Genomic DNA, 13,828 nt, shown 5'->3' with positions numbered 1-13,828 from the left:
TCAGGACTCCTTGATCAGTTCGGAAGCGGCGATGGCGCAGCTGCGGCTTTTGCTGGTGCCGGCGCGGCCCAGTAGCTCGAACCAGTCGGAGGCCAGTCCGCAGCCGCAGCGCTCGGCGGGCTGCAGCGCTGCCAGGTCGCTCAGCAGCATGCTGTGGGCCGGACTGGAGGTGATGTAGGGCGAAACCAGGTGCAGGAAGCCGGGCTCGCCGTAGGGCTGGACCGCCAGGTCGGATGTCCGGCGCACATAGGCGCGGGCGTAGGCCGGCACATGGAAATGGTGATGCGGGCATTCCACATAGGGCACCGGGTGCTCCACCGAGCCGTAGCCGTCGCGGCAACGCGCGTCCGGCAGGCCGAGTTGTTCGCCTAGCCGCCGGTACAGCTCGGTTTTGGCGATGGCTTGGTCGGCATGGGTTTTCCAGCCGCCGCCCAGGAAGACCAGCGAGTCGGGATGCAGCTGCAGGGGCGGCACGCCCATCTCCCGCATCCGCTCCAGCGTGAACCACAAAAAGGCGGGGAAGCCGAAAATGCGCACCGGCAAACCTTCGGCGGCGAACTCCTGCAGCGCGCGGATGGTGCCGAAGGGATCGAACTCATTGCCCTTGCCGTTGTGGCGCAAGGCGTAGACGGCGCGGTTGACCGGCGCGTATTTGCATAGGAACTGGTCGGTGTAGGCGGTGCCCAGCGTGATGGCGCCGGCCGGCTCATAGCTCAGCAGCAGGTAGTTGCACGGCTGCTCGGGCGTGTTCCAGCCATAGTGGTCGAAGATGCGGTCCACCATGCGCTGGGCGGCGCGGATGCTGCGCTCGTCGTAGCGCATCCGGCTTTTCTGGCCGGTGGTGCCGGAGGAAGTCAGCTCCAGGGCGTCCTCGCCGGTCTTGCTCAGCAGTAGATTGCGCTTGAAGTAATTGGCGAAGATGGGCGGCAGCGCCGACCAGTCGCGCAGCGACGCCAGCTTGGCGGCGTCGAGGCCGTTCTGCTCCAGCCAAGAGCGGTAGCCGGGGCTGTGCTCGCAGTGGTATTCGGTCAATTCGCGCATGGCGGCATCGAACAGGCGGTCGCATTCCGGGCCGGTTTGATAGGGCTGGTCCATCATGCACAGCGTTTCGACATGATTGAGCGGGTTCATGGTGATTCCTGGTATGACGAGAGGAGGCAAGCTCAAGCGGCCTGCTGTTGCGGCGGCGGCTGGCGCAGCAGGCGCCACAGGGGCGGCAGCGCCAACAGCGAGGAAATCAGGATGGCCGCCGTGAAGCGGGCGGGCGAATCGCCGGCCTCTGCAAGCGACATGGCGGCGACGCCGCCGCCGAGCATGGCGGTGGACAGCATGCCCAGCATGGCGGCGACGCTGCCCTTGGCCAGTTCGCTGGAGAACAGCGTGAGGCGGTACAGCGTGGCGTTGCCCAGGCCGAGGCCCACGGCGTAAACCGTCAGCCCCGCCACCAGCGCCGGCAGGCCGCCGGCCAGCCAGGCGGATGCGCCGGCGAACAGCAGGCCGCAAACCATGGGCGCGAGCGACAGGCGCAGCAGCGCGGGCAAGGAGCGGCTCAGCGCCAGCCGATTGAGCAGCAGATTGCCGACGATGACGCCGCCGAACACCGGCAATTGCCATAAACCATATTCCAGGCCGCTATAGCCCAGGTTGCGGATCAGCAGCAGCGGCGACAGGCCGATCCAGGCGATCAGGGGCAGGGTGAGCAGGCCGAGCGCCAGGCTGCCGCAAACAAAGGTCGAGTCGGCCAGCAAGCCGCGATAGTTGGCCCAGTTCTGTTTCAGATGCAGCGGGGTGAAGGACAGGACACTGCCGTCGGTCCGGACGACGCCCAGCGTTTCCGGCATGCCGCGCCACAGGCCGAAACCAACCAGCAAGCCCAGGCCGCCCAGAACGGCGAACATGGTGCGCCAGGACATCCACTCCAGCAGCAGGCTGCCAAGCAGGGGGCCGACCAGCGGCGAAAGCAGGGCGATATTGGCGAGCAGCGACATCAGCCGCACCGCGTCCTGTTCGCGGAAGGTTTCTTGCAGCGCCGGATAGCTCACCACCACGATGAAACCCAGCGCGATGCCCTGGAAGAAACGCAAGAGATTGAAGACCGTGATCTCGCCGCAGGCGGCGGCCGCCAGACAGGCGGCGGCGAAACCGGCGGCGCCGATCAACAGCAAGGGGCGGCGGCCGTAGCGATCGGACAAGGGGCCGATCAGCCATTGGAACGCGATGCCGCCCAGCAGATAGGCGTTGAGGGCGGTGGGAACATGGGCGCTGGAGGCGTGCATGTCGCGGGTGACTTGCAGCATGGCCGGCATCACCATGTCGCTGCCCAGATAAACCAGCAACTCAAAGCTGGTCAACAACAGGCAAAAAAGCAGCGCGCGGCTGCGGGAAACCGGCAAGAGCGGCTGATAGGACGGATTGTTCATCAAGGGATAGATAAAACTGTTTTAGTTTGTAATTTTTAATTAAAAACAAAATTTCAACGTTAATTTGAAATTTAATGCTTAATTATTTCGTATGTAAGTCAATTAAATATACTTAATTGTCCATGATTTCTTTGAGCATGAAATTGCTAAGCGCACAAATTGTCATTTACATATAATTTATTGTCGCAAAAATATATGTAAATATCATTTCATGTGGAGGCGAGCCGCATTTTCGCCATGCGGGTATGATGGGCGGTCTTTTCATTGGCAAAACGGGACGATATGGCCAGACGATTCAGAAGGCTCGCGCTGGGCGCCGCTGTCTTGGGCGCGCTGGCATGGGGCGTGCCTTACTATGCCGACGCCGATAGCGACGCCTTGTGGCGCATCATCAGCCAGCAGTGCGTGCCGGGACAGCAGCAAGGCAATCCCTCGCCCTGCGCCGAAGTGGACAGGGCGCATGACTCGGCGGTGTTGAAAAGCCGGGAAGGCGCTCTGCAGTATTTGCTGCTGCCTTTGCGCAAGGTGGAGGGCATCGAAAGCCCGCAACTGCTGCTGCCGGATGCGCCGGCTTATTGGCGGCAGGCCTGGCAAGCGCGGCGTTTCCTCGACCAGAAGCGCGGCCAAGCGCTGCCGCCGCAGGCGGTGTCGCTGACCATCAACTCCCGTCTGGGGCGCAGCCAGAACCAGCTGCATATCCATATTTCCTGCGTCGATCCCACGGTGCGGCAACAAATCGACGATGTGGCCGACAGCTTGCCGCGCAGTTGGCGCGAACTGCCCATGGAGCTGAAGAAGCACGGCTACTGGGCGCGGCGGGTGGATGCCGACGCGGCGGGCGATCCGCAGGGCGACCCCTTCCGCTTGCTGGCCGATGAACTGCCGGATGCCCGCGACGATATGGGCAGCTACGGCATGGCCTTGCTGCCGGCCAAGTTCGCCGATGGCGACGGTTTCGTGCTGCTGGCCACCCGCGCCAATCTGCTGCGAGGCAACCGGGCGTCGGCGGAAGAGCTGCAGGACCACGATTGCAAGGTGTTGCCGCGCTAGGTTCTGCCGGGCCGACAGCTCCGGTATCATCGCGGTTCCGCGACCGGGCAGCCGGCGCGGCCATAGACAAGGAGCGGATATGAAACAGAGTCTGGCGTTGGTGACGCTGGTGGTGGCCGATTACGACGAGGCGATAGCCTTTTTTGTCGGCAAGCTGGGTTTCGAGTTGACCGAAGACAGCTATCAGCCGGAACAGGACAAGCGCTGGGTGGTGGTGACGCCGCCGGGTTCGGCCGCCAGCCTGTTGTTGGCCCAGGCCAGCGACGACGCGCAGCGCGCGGCCATCGGCAATCAGGCGGGCGGCCGAGTTTGGCTATTCCTCAATACCGACGATTTCTGGCGCGATTACGAGCGCTATCGGGCGGCCGGGGTGGAGTTCACCCGTCCGCCGCTGGAGCAGCCCTACGGCACGGTGGCGGTGTTCCGCGACTTGTGCGGCAATCAGTGGGATCTGATTCAGCGCAAAGGCTGAGTCCGGACTACTTTTTGGCCTTGGCCAGCTCGGTCAGCACCCGCGACGCGGCGAACAGGCCGAAGCTGGCCGTCACCACCATGCCGGCGCCGAAGCCGGCGCAGGACAGGCCCTGCGGGCCGCGGGCCTCTTCGGTATCGCAGGCCTGCGCCTGAGGGTAGACCAGCTGTTCGGTGGAGTAGACGCAGGGCACGCCCATTTTCTTGCCGTCGCGGGCGAAGCCGTGGTGGCGGCGCAGGTTGTAGCGCAGCTTGGACAGCAGCGGGTCCTGCGTCACCTCGGCCAGGTCGGCCAGCTTGATCTTGCTCGGATCCATCTGGCCGCCGGCGCCGCCGGACACGATGAAGCGCTGGCGCTTCCTGGCGCACCAGGCGGCCATCGCCGTCTTCACCTTCAGGCTGTCGATGCAATCGACGATGTAGTCATAGCCCTGGCCCAGCATCGCATCCATATTCTCTTCGGTGACGAAGTCTTCAATCTCCGCGACCTCGCAGGCCGGGTTGATGGCCTTGGCCCGCTCAGCCAAGGCGGTGACTTTGGCCATGCCGTACAGGGGATCCAGCGCCGGCAATTGGCGATTGGTGTTGGATTCGGCGACGTTGTCCAGATCGATCAGCGTCAGTTTGCCGATGGCGCTGCGCGCCAGCGCCTCCACCACCCAGGAACCGACGCCGCCTACGCCGACCACGCAGACGTGGGAGCGGCGAAAGCGCGCCAGCGCTTCATCGCCGTATAGGCGGGCGATGCCGCCGAAGCGGCGATCGAGATCGGCGGAATGTTCCATGGCTTAACCTGTTGCGCGAAAAACGGCCAAGGATAACCAAGGCGGCGGCGCGAGGCCAGCCCCGCGCGATAGTAAGCAAGCCTTGCCGCATCCGGTGTGGCGTTGTCTACACTAGATAAGTCCATGGGCATGAGGGGAGCGAGATGGGCGACGCATCCGGCAATGGCGCGGCGGCGGAGCTGGCGCGTTTCGTCGGCTTGAACGAAGGCATCAAGGAGGTGGTGCTGCTGGCTTTCCACATCAACCTGATGGCGCTCAACGCCATCTTGCTGGCGCATCGGGCCGGAGAGCTGGCGCGCGGTTTCAGTGTGATCTCCAAAGAGCTGCGCATGCTGGCGGTGGAGCTGACCAAGCGCATGGACCGGGTGTCGACCGAGGCCGCCGGCATGGTCGGCTTGATTTCCCGGCTGCTGTCGCAAGAGCGGCGGCAGCGTTTGCTCAGGCTGACCCAGGAGCGGATGGCGCGGCCGCTGCCCAGATTGGAAGCCGTGCTGGGGCAGCATCAAGATGAACATGACCGTTTGATGCGCCGGGTGGCCGAAGCCAGGGCCAGCATGCTGGAGGCCTTGGAGGAGACGCGCGTGTTGTGCCAGTTCGGCACCGCGCTGGCGCGTTCGGCCAAGATCGAAGCCGCATACGGCCAAAGCTTTCAAGCGGCGCTGGGCGAGGTCAGCCGCGAATTCGACGACAAGACGCAATGCATCCTGCCCGCGATCGACAGCTTGTGCATGGGGATGAAAAATCGATGAAAAAGGCCCAGGTGATCTATCAGCAAGACAATCGGCGCTGGGTGGTGATCGCGCGCGATCCAGGCAGGCCCGAGCATGTGATCGACACCAATGAATATCTGGTGAGCGATGAGGGGGAGTTCTTGTTGACGGATCCCGGCGGCAGCGAAATCTTTCCGGCAGTCTTCGCCGCCCTGTCCACGGTGACGGACCCGATGCGGATCCAGTGGCTGTTCGCCTCGCATCAGGACCCGGACATCATTTCCTCGCTGGGCTTATGGCTGGACTGCAATCCCCAGCTCAAGTGCTATGTCAGTTGGCTGTGGGGCGGGTTCATCCCTCATTTTGGCGGCGACGCGGAGTCTTTGCTCGCCATCCCGGACGAGGGCATGGCGATTCCGTTCGGCCGCCGGCCGCTGCAGGCGGTGCCGGCGCATTTTCTGCACTCTCCAGGCAATTTCCATCTATACGATCCCGTGGCGCGCATCCTGTTCAGCGGCGACGTCGGCGCCGCGCTGCCGCCGCCGGATGAAGGCGAATTGTTTGTCAGCCAGTTCGATCGCCACATCCGCCACGCCGAGGGTTTTCATCGCCGCTGGATGGGATCGAACGAAGCGCGCCTGGCCTGGTGCGAGCGGGCGTCGCAGATGCCGATCGATATGCTGTGCCCGCAGCATGGCGCCATTTACCGAGGCGACGACGTGATGCGCTTCATCAATTGGTTTTCCGAGCTGGAGGTGGGCCACGGCCAGCTGGTCCGCTGAGGCGGTGTGGCGTTTCCGCTCCTTGTGAAAATTTTTTTATAATGCAAGGCCTTGATCGATTGGAACCTTTTTCGGTTTGCCCTATCTTGATCCTTACGCGTCTGATTTGACGGACGCGGTCCGGGACTGGCAAGAGGCGCCGCCCGCGCCTCCTCTGCCGGCCGACTCTCAGCATTGGGGAGATTCCGATGAAGCAGCAAAGATTCGATATCGATCTGGACAAACATTACAACGCCACTGTGGTCATCGCCTGCGAGGAGTGCGGGCGCGAAACCCGCCAACATCTGCGATCCTTGCTACCTGATCACAAGCTGCGCTGCAGCTGCGGCGCCGACATTTCGCTGGCCGCGCCGGACATCCAGAAAGCCGAACGCCAGGCTGACGCCATACGCCAATCTTATCGGATTCATTAAACCCGCCACATTGACAATTTGTTGATCGTTTACGCCGGCTACGCCGGCCTGCGTCAGGCCATGCCCTGACTCCTGGATGCATCTCCGATACGGCGGCCCTTGCGGCCGCCGTTGGTTTTGCGGTCCGACGCGCTTGCCGTTGGCGATGGCCAACGTTTAGCATCGTGTGATTGTCTTTGACGCCGGCCCAGACTGCGGGATGGGACGGACTGCCCGTTTCGGCGCGCTCAGCGGCGTGTCGCCACCCTAAGAGGAGAAGCCCCTATGCAATGGATCGATCTGCGCAGCGATACCGTCACCCAGCCGACGTCGGCGATGCGCCTGGCGATGTTCGACGCCCCTGTCGGCGACGATGTCTACGGCGACGACCCGACCGTGCTCAAGTTGGAAGCGCTGGCGGCGGAAACGCTGGGCAAGGAGGCGGCCCTGCTGGTGCCCAGCGGCACCTTCGGCAACCAGCTGGCGCTGTTTACCCATTGCCGCCGCGGCGATGAGGTGATCGCCGAGGACAACAGCCATCTGGTGTGGCACGAGGCCGGCGGGGCGGCGGTGATCGCCGGCGCCCACATGCGCACCATAGAGGGCGACAAGGGCCTGATGGCGGTGGAGGCGATCGAACGGCGCATCCGCGTCGGCGACGACATCCACGAGCCGCGCACCGGCCTGATCTGTCTGGAAAACGCCCACAGCAACGGCCGGGTGCTGCCGCTGTCGGCCATGGCCGACACCGCCGAGCTGGCGCGCGAATACGGCGTGCCGGTGCATCTGGACGGTGCGCGCGTGTTCAACGCGGCGGCGCATCTGGGTTGCGAGGTCAGCGAGATCGTCCGCCACGTCGACAGCGTGATGTTCTGCCTGTCCAAGGGCCTGGCCGCGCCCATCGGCTCCATGCTGGCCGGCCGCACCGATTTCATCGCCGCCGCGCGCCGCAAGCGCAAGCTGCTGGGCGGCGGCCTGCGCCAGGCCGGGGTCATCGCCGCGCCGGGCATCCTGGCGCTGACCGAAATGGCGGCGCGGCTGGATGAGGACCACGCCAATGCCCGCTATTTGGCCGAGCGGCTGGCCAAGCTGCCCTGCATCGATATCGACGTGGCCGCGGTGCATATCAATCTGGTGTGGTTCCGCTTCAACGCCGACATCGACACGACCGAACTGATGTCCGCGCTGAAGCAGGCCGGCTTCCTCGCCAACCCGCCGCATCAGGGCGCGATGCGTCTGGCGACGCACTGGCAGGTGGGGCGCGGCGACATCGACCGCTTGCTGGAAGTGTTCGAGCGCGTGCTCAGCGATTAAGCGCCGTCAGCAAACGCCTGCTGCCGCATTGCGCCGACTGGGGGGGCGATTTGCGCCGCCCGGTTCGGCGCGACTTGTTTCAGGCGTTTGGCTGGCTTGGGTTCGCGGCGCTCAAGCCCGCCGCGGCCAGCTATAACTAATCCAGTAAGGAATAGACGGGGGCTGGCCGCATGCGGCATTGCTTGACGCGCGGCGCGCTGGTGTTCGCCGCTTTATGCCGTTGTGGGCCGGCGGCGGCGGCGGGTTTGGATCAGGTGCGGATTTACACCGACGACGACCCGCCCTATGTGATGGTGAGTCCGGACGGACAGGTGATGGGCGGCACCACGGTGGAGAAGGTCAGCCGGGTGATGCGCAAGCTGGGCCTGCCGTTCAGCGCCATGCAGGCGGTGCCGTGGGCGCGCGCCTATCAGGAGGCGAAAACCCGGCCTTTCGCCATGGTGTTTCCCATCGCCAAGACGAAAGAGCGGCAGAAGTTTTTGGATTTCACCTTCAAAATCCTGGATTCCGATGTTTATTTCTACCACCTGGCCAGCCGCGCCGACATCCGCCTCCGCGATCTGGACGATGCCCGCAAATACCGCGTCTGCGTGGTGCTTGGCGATTACCGGCACGAGTATCTGGAGAGCGAGGGCTTCCAGAAACTGGAAGTGACGCCGGACTCGACGCTGAATGTGAAGAAGCTGGTCAACGGCCGCTGCGATCTGTTGCCGTCCACCGAGACCGGCATGGCGAGCAAGCTCAAAGCGTTGGGCCTGGAACGCGACAAGGTGGCGCGCGGCATCAAGCTGGACAAGCTCGACTCCGCGCTGTACGCGGCGTTCAACAAGGAGACGCCGCCGGACGTCATCGCCCGCTTCAAGGCGGCGGCGGCCGAAGTGCCTTGATGGAAAACGGGAGCGCGATGATGAGACGAATCCTGTTGGCGCTGCTGTGCGGCGCCCTGTCCTGGCCTGCCTGGGCCGAAAAGCTGGTGGAGCTGAACACCCGGCCGGGCGTCAGTCTGCGCTTTCTGCTGCTGGAGCCGCCGGGCGAGGCGCGGGCCAATTTGATTTTGCTGATGGGCGGCGAAGGGCAGCTCAAGCTGTCCGCCGCCGGCGAGTTGGGCGCTGGCATGGGCAACTTCCTGGTGCGCACCCGGCAGGCCTGGGCTGACATGGGTTTCCGCGTGGCAGTGGTGGATGCGCCGTCGGACATGCCGCGCGGCTTGCTGGGCGACTTCCGCGAAGGCGAGGCTCATGCCGCCGATCTGGCCGCGGTGTCCGACTACCTGAAACAGGGCGCGGCCTTGCCGGTGTGGCTGGTGGGCACCAGCCGCGGCACCACTTCAGCCGCCGCCGCGGCCTTGCTGCGGCCGGACAAGGTGGATGGCCTGGTGCTGACCTCCAGCCTGGACAGCGGCCGCGGCAGTCTGACCGGCCTGCCCTTGGAGCGGCTGAGCGTGCCGGTGCTGATGATCCAGCATCGCCGCGACGACTGCCGGGCCAGCCATGCTTACAATCTGGGGCCGGTGATAGACCGGCTGCGCGCCGACCGGCCGCGCGAACTGATGCTGATGGACGGCGGCAAGAGCGAGGGCGACCCGTGCCAGCCCTGGGCCTGGCACGGCTACAACGGCATCGAGAGCCGGGTGCTGGGCTTGGCTGGCCGCTGGGTGCTGGCGCATAGCCGGCATTGAGGCGATTTGGCAGCCGACCGCGTCAATGCTAACCTCGCCGCCATTCTTCTATTTTCCAATGCCATGACACCGTCCCACGATCCCCACGCCTGGCTGGAAAGCCTGGACTCCAAACGCGCCGCCGCCTGGGTGGCCGAGCAGAACGCCCGCACCGAGCGCGCGTTGGACGCCGACCCGCGCTTCGCGCCGCTGCGTGCCGAGATTCTGGAGCATCTGCGCGACACCCGGCAGATTCCCTATTTCGCCGAACATGCCGGCTGGCTGTACAACTTCCATCAGGACGAGGCGCATCCGCGCGGCATCTATCGCCGCACCACCTTGGACGCCTATCGCGCCGGCAGCCAGGACTGGCAGACGGTGCTGGATATCGACGCGCTGGCCGACGCCGACGAAAAAGACTGGTATCTGGACGGCGTGTCCCACTGCACGGTGATGCCGGAGCGGGCGCTGGTGCATCTGACCAATGGCGGCGGCGACGCCACCGTGGCGCGCGAGTACGATATCGAGGCGCGGCGCTGGGTTGAGGGCGGTTTCAGTTTTCCCGAGGGCAAGAACCACATCGCCTGGCGCGACCCGGACAGCGCCTTCGTCTGCCCGGGCTGGAAGGGCGCGCCGCTGACCCGCGCCGGCTATCCGCGCGAGGTATGGCTGGTGGAGCGCGGCGAAGACGGCCAGCATGGCTGGACCCAGCTGTTCGCCGCGCCGGAAGACGCGATGATGACGGCGGCCTGGCGCTTCCTCGACAGCGACGGCAGCGCGCTGGACCTGGCCGAGGTGTCCGACGGTTTCTACCGCAAAACCTATTATCTGATCGACGGCGGGCAGGAGCTGCACGCTTTGCCTTTGCCGGCCAAGGCGGAGATCGAGGCCTATATCGGCGGAGATTTCATCGTCAAGCTGGCGGAAGATTGGGCCTGGCAGGGCGAAAGCTATCTCAGCGGCAGCCTGCTGGCGGTGAGTTTGGCCGGCTTGTTCGGCGAAGGCGCCGCGCCGCAGCTGCTGCAAGCGCCGGAGCCGCGGCTGGCGGTGGCGATGGTGGAAACCACCCGCAGCCGGCTGCTGGTCAATCTGCTGGACAATGTGAAGAGCCGCATGCTGTGCTTCGCCAAGCAAGACGGCGTTTGGACCCAACAGCCCTTGAGCCTGCCGGCAGACGGGGTGATCGAGATCGCCGACCAGCCCTGGCAGAGCGATGCGCTGTATTACAGCTATAGCGACTTCCTGACGCCCAGCGGTCTGTACCGTCTGGATACGGTCAGCGGCGAGCAGGAGTGTTTGCGCCGCCAGCCGGAGGCTTTCGACCCGGCGGCTTATATCGCCGAGCAATGGCAGGCCATCGCGCCGGACGGCGAGCAGATTCCTTATTTTGTGGTGCGGCGGCGCGACGCGCCCTTCGACGGCTCCACGCCGACGCTGCTGTACGGCTATGGCGGCTTCGAAGTGCCGATGCTGCCGTATTACATCGAAAACTTCGGCCCGCACTGGCTGGGCCAGGGCGGCGCTTTCGTGCTGGCCTGCATCCGCGGCGGCGGCGAGTTCGGCCCGCATTGGCACCAGGCGGCGCAGGGGCCCAAACGCCAGGTCAGCTTCGATGACTTCATTGCGGTGGCGGAAGACCTGATCAGCCGCAAGCTGACCTCGCCGGCCAAGCTGGCGATAGAGGGCGGCAGCAACGGTGGCCTGCTGGTGGGCGCGGCGATGGCGCAGCGGCCGGAATTGTTCCAGGCGGTGGTGTGCGAAGTGCCGCTGCTGGACATGCTGCGTTACACCGAGCTGTTGGCCGGCGCGAGCTGGATAGACGAATACGGCGATCCGGAAGACGAGGCCGAGCGCGCCGCGCTGGCGGCGTACTCGCCATATCACAATCTGCGCGCCGACGCGCGCTACCCGCTGGCCTTGTTCACCACCAGCGGCAGCGACGACCGGGTGCATCCGGGACACGCCCGCAAGATGGCCGCGCGGCTGCAGGAGCTGGGCCATGAGGCTTTGTTCTACGAAACGGACGGCGGCGGCCACGCCGGCAACGCCGGACAAGAGGAAACCGCCAGCGAATTGGCGCGCGTGCTGGTGTATCTGTATCAGCGGCTGATGTGAAAACGGCCCGCCCCTTGGGCGGGCAGGCCGTGGCTGGGCGGGGAAGACTAGTTCGCGCCCAGGGTGCGGTCCAGCAGGCGCTTGATGCGCAGGGCGAAGTCGATATTGTTTTCCTCCTTCATCCAGCCATGTCCTTCGCCGGAGTAGACTACCCAGTCCATGTCGACGCCGGCTTTTTCCGCCGCCTTGCGCCAGCGGTTGCCGTGTTCGATCGGCACGCGGCGGTCATCGCTGCCGTAGGCGATCAGCAGCGGCACTTTGAAGCGGTCGGCCTGATAGACCGGCGAGGTGTCTTCTATCTTTTTGCGCTCGGCAGGCAGATCGGCCACCAGCTTCTTGAAGCCATATTTCAGAAACTGTTCATCCGAGTCAGACAAGGTGCTGGTTTCAATCAGCTCGATGTCGGTGACTCCCACCCAGCTGATGGCGCAGCGATAGGTGTCGGGGTGGCGGATCGGCCCCATCAGCGCGGCATAGCCGCCGTAGCTGGCGCCGGCGATGCAAACGCGCTTGGGATCGATCAGCTTGCGCTCGGCCGCCCAACGCACCGCGTCCTGCATATCGTCCTGCATCTTCAGGCCCCATTCCTTCCAGCCGGCGCGGAACAGCTTGTCGCCATAGCCGGTGCTGCCGCGGTACTCAGGCTCGATCACGGTGTAGCCCAGCGAAGCCAGGTATTGGCGCATCGGTTCCCAGCCCCAGTGGCCGCCGCGGACATAGGGGCCGCCATGTATCATCAGCACTGCTGGGCGCGGCGCTTTGTCACTGCCTTGAGGGCGGGTGATATAGACCGGAATCGACAGGCCGTCGCGCGCTGTGTAGTGATCGAACTCGGTGGCGGCCATCTTGGCCGGATCGATTTTTGGTTTGGCGTGGCCGATCGGCGTCAGCTTGTTGCTGGCCCGGTCATATAGCCAATAGGTGCCGGGCGCGCGGTCGGAGAAGGACACCACGGTCCAGCGCTTGGCGGATAGGCAACTCTGGCAGTAAATCAAGTTGACGGTATCGCTCAGTTGCGCGTCGATTTTAGCTTGCGCGGCCGCCATGTCAGCCTGAGTCCAGTAAGTGCCGAGCGCATCGGTTTCGAAACGCCAGCCGAGTAACTGATGCTGGCTCTCGTCAAATAGCGGACTCGCCTGTGCATCGAAACCTGGCGTGGAGACGATGGGCGATTTGCTTGGCTGACGGGTGGCGGGGTCGATCTGATACAGGCTGCTGTAGCCGGATGGCCCCACGGTAGATGCGTATAGCTGACCGTTGAAGAGCAGCTGCGGCGTCCAGGCGGCGGCGCTGGTGTGATCAACGTCTTGCCACAGCTGCCAGGCGGAATCGGCATCTGCCCGCCGATACACTTTATAGCGCCCGTTGCGAGACGAGACCGCAATCAGCGGCTCGCCATTGCTTTTGTCCGTGATCCAGCCGGTGGTGTAGTCGGGCGCTTTGAAGGTCAGAGAAACTTTGTGCTGGGTTTCGATATTCAGCCGGTGCAGGCCCACTTCTTTCAGCTCACCGATATTGTCGCCTTTGTATTCGCCGAGCAGGATTTCCTTATCGTTGTTTGGCAGCCTGCCCAGCAGGAAAAAGGCGGGAGTCAGAGTGCGATTGGCAAGATGGGTGCCGGCGGAGACAATATTCCATTGCGGAGAGATGAGCTGCTTGAAATGTTCGCCATTCTTGTCGACTACATATAAGCCGTGGCCGAATTGCTCGCCGGAGCCGCGCTGAGAATCGAATACCGAAAACAGCAGCTTGCTTCCGCCCAGCCACTCTACGCCGGTGATGTCGGCATCGTCGAATGAGGCGGCCACTTTGGCGCTGGCCGGTTGGTCCGGATCCATGGTGATCAACTGCTGGCGGCCATTAGCATTGCGCATGGTCACGGCTAGCGTGGCGCCGTCTGGCGACAGCATGGCGCTGCTCATGGCTGAGGATTGGAAATACAGTTTCGCCAGTTGGGCATCGGAATCGGACTGGGCTGCGTGAGCCGGGCCCGCCAACAGGCTTGCTGCGGTCAGCAGCATCAGTGGTGCGGATAGTTTCATGTCGAGTTTCTAGGCGGTGCTTGCAAATCGGGGCTCCAATCCGGCGACGAGGCTGGGAGAGCCTTCGTCGCCGGTCTTCGGCCAAACGGC

At 64.2% G+C, this 13,828-nt stretch carries 13 protein-coding genes; 9 read left to right on the top strand and 4 right to left on the bottom strand.

All coding sequences use genetic code 11. The features are described 5' to 3' along the window. Positions 1-1,131: a LuxE/PaaK family acyltransferase gene (locus tag NKT35_RS05430; protein WP_254299550.1), complete on the bottom strand. Its 1,131-nt coding sequence runs from the start codon at positions 1,129-1,131 to the stop codon at positions 1-3. Positions 1,132-1,163: 32 nt separating this feature from the next. Further along, positions 1,164-2,420, bottom strand: a complete 1,257-nt coding sequence (locus tag NKT35_RS05425) for an MFS transporter (protein ID WP_254299548.1) — start codon at positions 2,418-2,420, stop codon at positions 1,164-1,166. Between the two features lie 282 nt (positions 2,421-2,702). Between NKT35_RS05425 and NKT35_RS05420 the strand changes: the two genes are divergently transcribed. Further along, positions 2,703-3,470, top strand: a complete 768-nt coding sequence (locus tag NKT35_RS05420) for a CDP-diacylglycerol diphosphatase (RefSeq protein WP_254299546.1) — start codon at positions 2,703-2,705, stop codon at positions 3,468-3,470. 79 nt (positions 3,471-3,549) lie between these two features. Next, positions 3,550-3,942 (top strand): VOC family protein, encoded by a 393-nt coding sequence (locus tag NKT35_RS05415; protein ID WP_254299544.1) that lies wholly within the window; start codon positions 3,550-3,552, stop codon positions 3,940-3,942. 7 nt (positions 3,943-3,949) lie between these two features. On the opposite strand, the gene NKT35_RS05410 is transcribed toward NKT35_RS05415, so the two are convergent. Beyond that, a complete protein-coding gene (locus NKT35_RS05410; protein WP_254299542.1) occupies positions 3,950-4,726 on the bottom strand; it encodes a tRNA threonylcarbamoyladenosine dehydratase in 777 nt (258 codons plus the stop codon). A 143-nt stretch (positions 4,727-4,869) separates the two neighbouring features. Here NKT35_RS05410 and NKT35_RS05405 point away from each other — a divergent pair, with 143 nt between their 5' ends. The 7 genes from NKT35_RS05405 to NKT35_RS05375 all read left to right on the top strand — a co-directional run bounded on the left by NKT35_RS05405 (position 4,870) and on the right by NKT35_RS05375 (position 11,696). After that, complete coding sequence (locus tag NKT35_RS05405; RefSeq protein ID WP_254299540.1) at positions 4,870-5,475, top strand: methyl-accepting chemotaxis protein; 606 nt, start codon at positions 4,870-4,872, stop codon at positions 5,473-5,475. After that, a complete protein-coding gene (locus NKT35_RS05400; protein ID WP_254299539.1) occupies positions 5,472-6,218 on the top strand; it encodes an oxygen-binding di-iron domain-containing protein in 747 nt (248 codons plus the stop codon). Before NKT35_RS05405 ends, NKT35_RS05400 begins: the two co-directional genes overlap by 4 nt. 188 nt (positions 6,219-6,406) lie before the next feature. Next, the gene (locus tag NKT35_RS05395) at positions 6,407-6,631 is read left to right on the top strand and encodes a hypothetical protein (protein WP_254299537.1); all 225 of its coding nucleotides are present in this window, start codon (positions 6,407-6,409) and stop codon (positions 6,629-6,631) included. Positions 6,632-6,895: 264 nt separating this feature from the next. Beyond that, positions 6,896-7,924: a low-specificity L-threonine aldolase gene (ltaE, locus tag NKT35_RS05390; RefSeq protein WP_254299535.1), complete on the top strand. Its 1,029-nt coding sequence runs from the start codon at positions 6,896-6,898 to the stop codon at positions 7,922-7,924. Positions 7,925-8,094: 170 nt separating this feature from the next. After that, positions 8,095-8,811, top strand: a complete 717-nt coding sequence (locus NKT35_RS05385) for a substrate-binding periplasmic protein (protein WP_254299534.1) — start codon at positions 8,095-8,097, stop codon at positions 8,809-8,811. 17 nt (positions 8,812-8,828) lie between these two features. Continuing rightward, positions 8,829-9,602, top strand: coding sequence for an alpha/beta hydrolase (locus tag NKT35_RS05380; RefSeq protein ID WP_254299532.1), 774 nt, complete (start codon positions 8,829-8,831; stop codon positions 9,600-9,602). 6 nt (positions 9,603-9,608) lie between these two features. Further along, positions 9,609-11,696, top strand: a complete 2,088-nt coding sequence (locus NKT35_RS05375) for a prolyl oligopeptidase family serine peptidase (protein ID WP_254299530.1) — start codon at positions 9,609-9,611, stop codon at positions 11,694-11,696. Between the two features lie 47 nt (positions 11,697-11,743). On the opposite strand, the gene NKT35_RS05370 is transcribed toward NKT35_RS05375, so the two are convergent. Continuing rightward, positions 11,744-13,738, bottom strand: coding sequence for an alpha/beta hydrolase family protein (locus tag NKT35_RS05370; protein ID WP_254299528.1), 1,995 nt, complete (start codon positions 13,736-13,738; stop codon positions 11,744-11,746). Between the last annotated feature and the right edge of the window lie 90 nt (positions 13,739-13,828).

This window comes from Chromobacterium sp. IIBBL 290-4 (assembly GCF_024207115.1).
GTDB lineage: Bacteria > Pseudomonadota > Gammaproteobacteria > Burkholderiales > Chromobacteriaceae > Chromobacterium.
Note: the sequence above shows the minus strand (reverse complement) of the source record. Positions and strands in the feature narration are given on the sequence as shown.

What these genes read in the sequence shown, in the direction of transcription:
- NKT35_RS05430 (WP_254299550.1), bottom strand. Translation starts at nt 1,131, where the DNA reads ATGAACCCGCTCAATCATGTCGAAACGCTGTGCATGATGGACCAGCCC.
- NKT35_RS05410 (WP_254299542.1), bottom strand. Translation starts at nt 4,726, where the DNA reads ATGGAACATTCCGCCGATCTCGATCGCCGCTTCGGCGGCATCGCCCGC.
- NKT35_RS05385 (WP_254299534.1), top strand. Translation starts at nt 8,095, where the DNA reads ATGCGGCATTGCTTGACGCGCGGCGCGCTGGTGTTCGCCGCTTTATGC.
- NKT35_RS05415 (WP_254299544.1), top strand. Translation starts at nt 3,550, where the DNA reads ATGAAACAGAGTCTGGCGTTGGTGACGCTGGTGGTGGCCGATTACGAC.
- NKT35_RS05425 (WP_254299548.1), bottom strand. Translation starts at nt 2,420, where the DNA reads ATGAACAATCCGTCCTATCAGCCGCTCTTGCCGGTTTCCCGCAGCCGC.
- NKT35_RS05380 (WP_254299532.1), top strand. Translation starts at nt 8,829, where the DNA reads ATGATGAGACGAATCCTGTTGGCGCTGCTGTGCGGCGCCCTGTCCTGG.
- ltaE (WP_254299535.1), top strand. Translation starts at nt 6,896, where the DNA reads ATGCAATGGATCGATCTGCGCAGCGATACCGTCACCCAGCCGACGTCG.
- NKT35_RS05405 (WP_254299540.1), top strand. Translation starts at nt 4,870, where the DNA reads ATGGGCGACGCATCCGGCAATGGCGCGGCGGCGGAGCTGGCGCGTTTC.
- NKT35_RS05370 (WP_254299528.1), bottom strand. Translation starts at nt 13,738, where the DNA reads ATGAAACTATCCGCACCACTGATGCTGCTGACCGCAGCAAGCCTGTTG.
- NKT35_RS05395 (WP_254299537.1), top strand. Translation starts at nt 6,407, where the DNA reads ATGAAGCAGCAAAGATTCGATATCGATCTGGACAAACATTACAACGCC.
- NKT35_RS05420 (WP_254299546.1), top strand. Translation starts at nt 2,703, where the DNA reads ATGGCCAGACGATTCAGAAGGCTCGCGCTGGGCGCCGCTGTCTTGGGC.
- NKT35_RS05400 (WP_254299539.1), top strand. Translation starts at nt 5,472, where the DNA reads ATGAAAAAGGCCCAGGTGATCTATCAGCAAGACAATCGGCGCTGGGTG.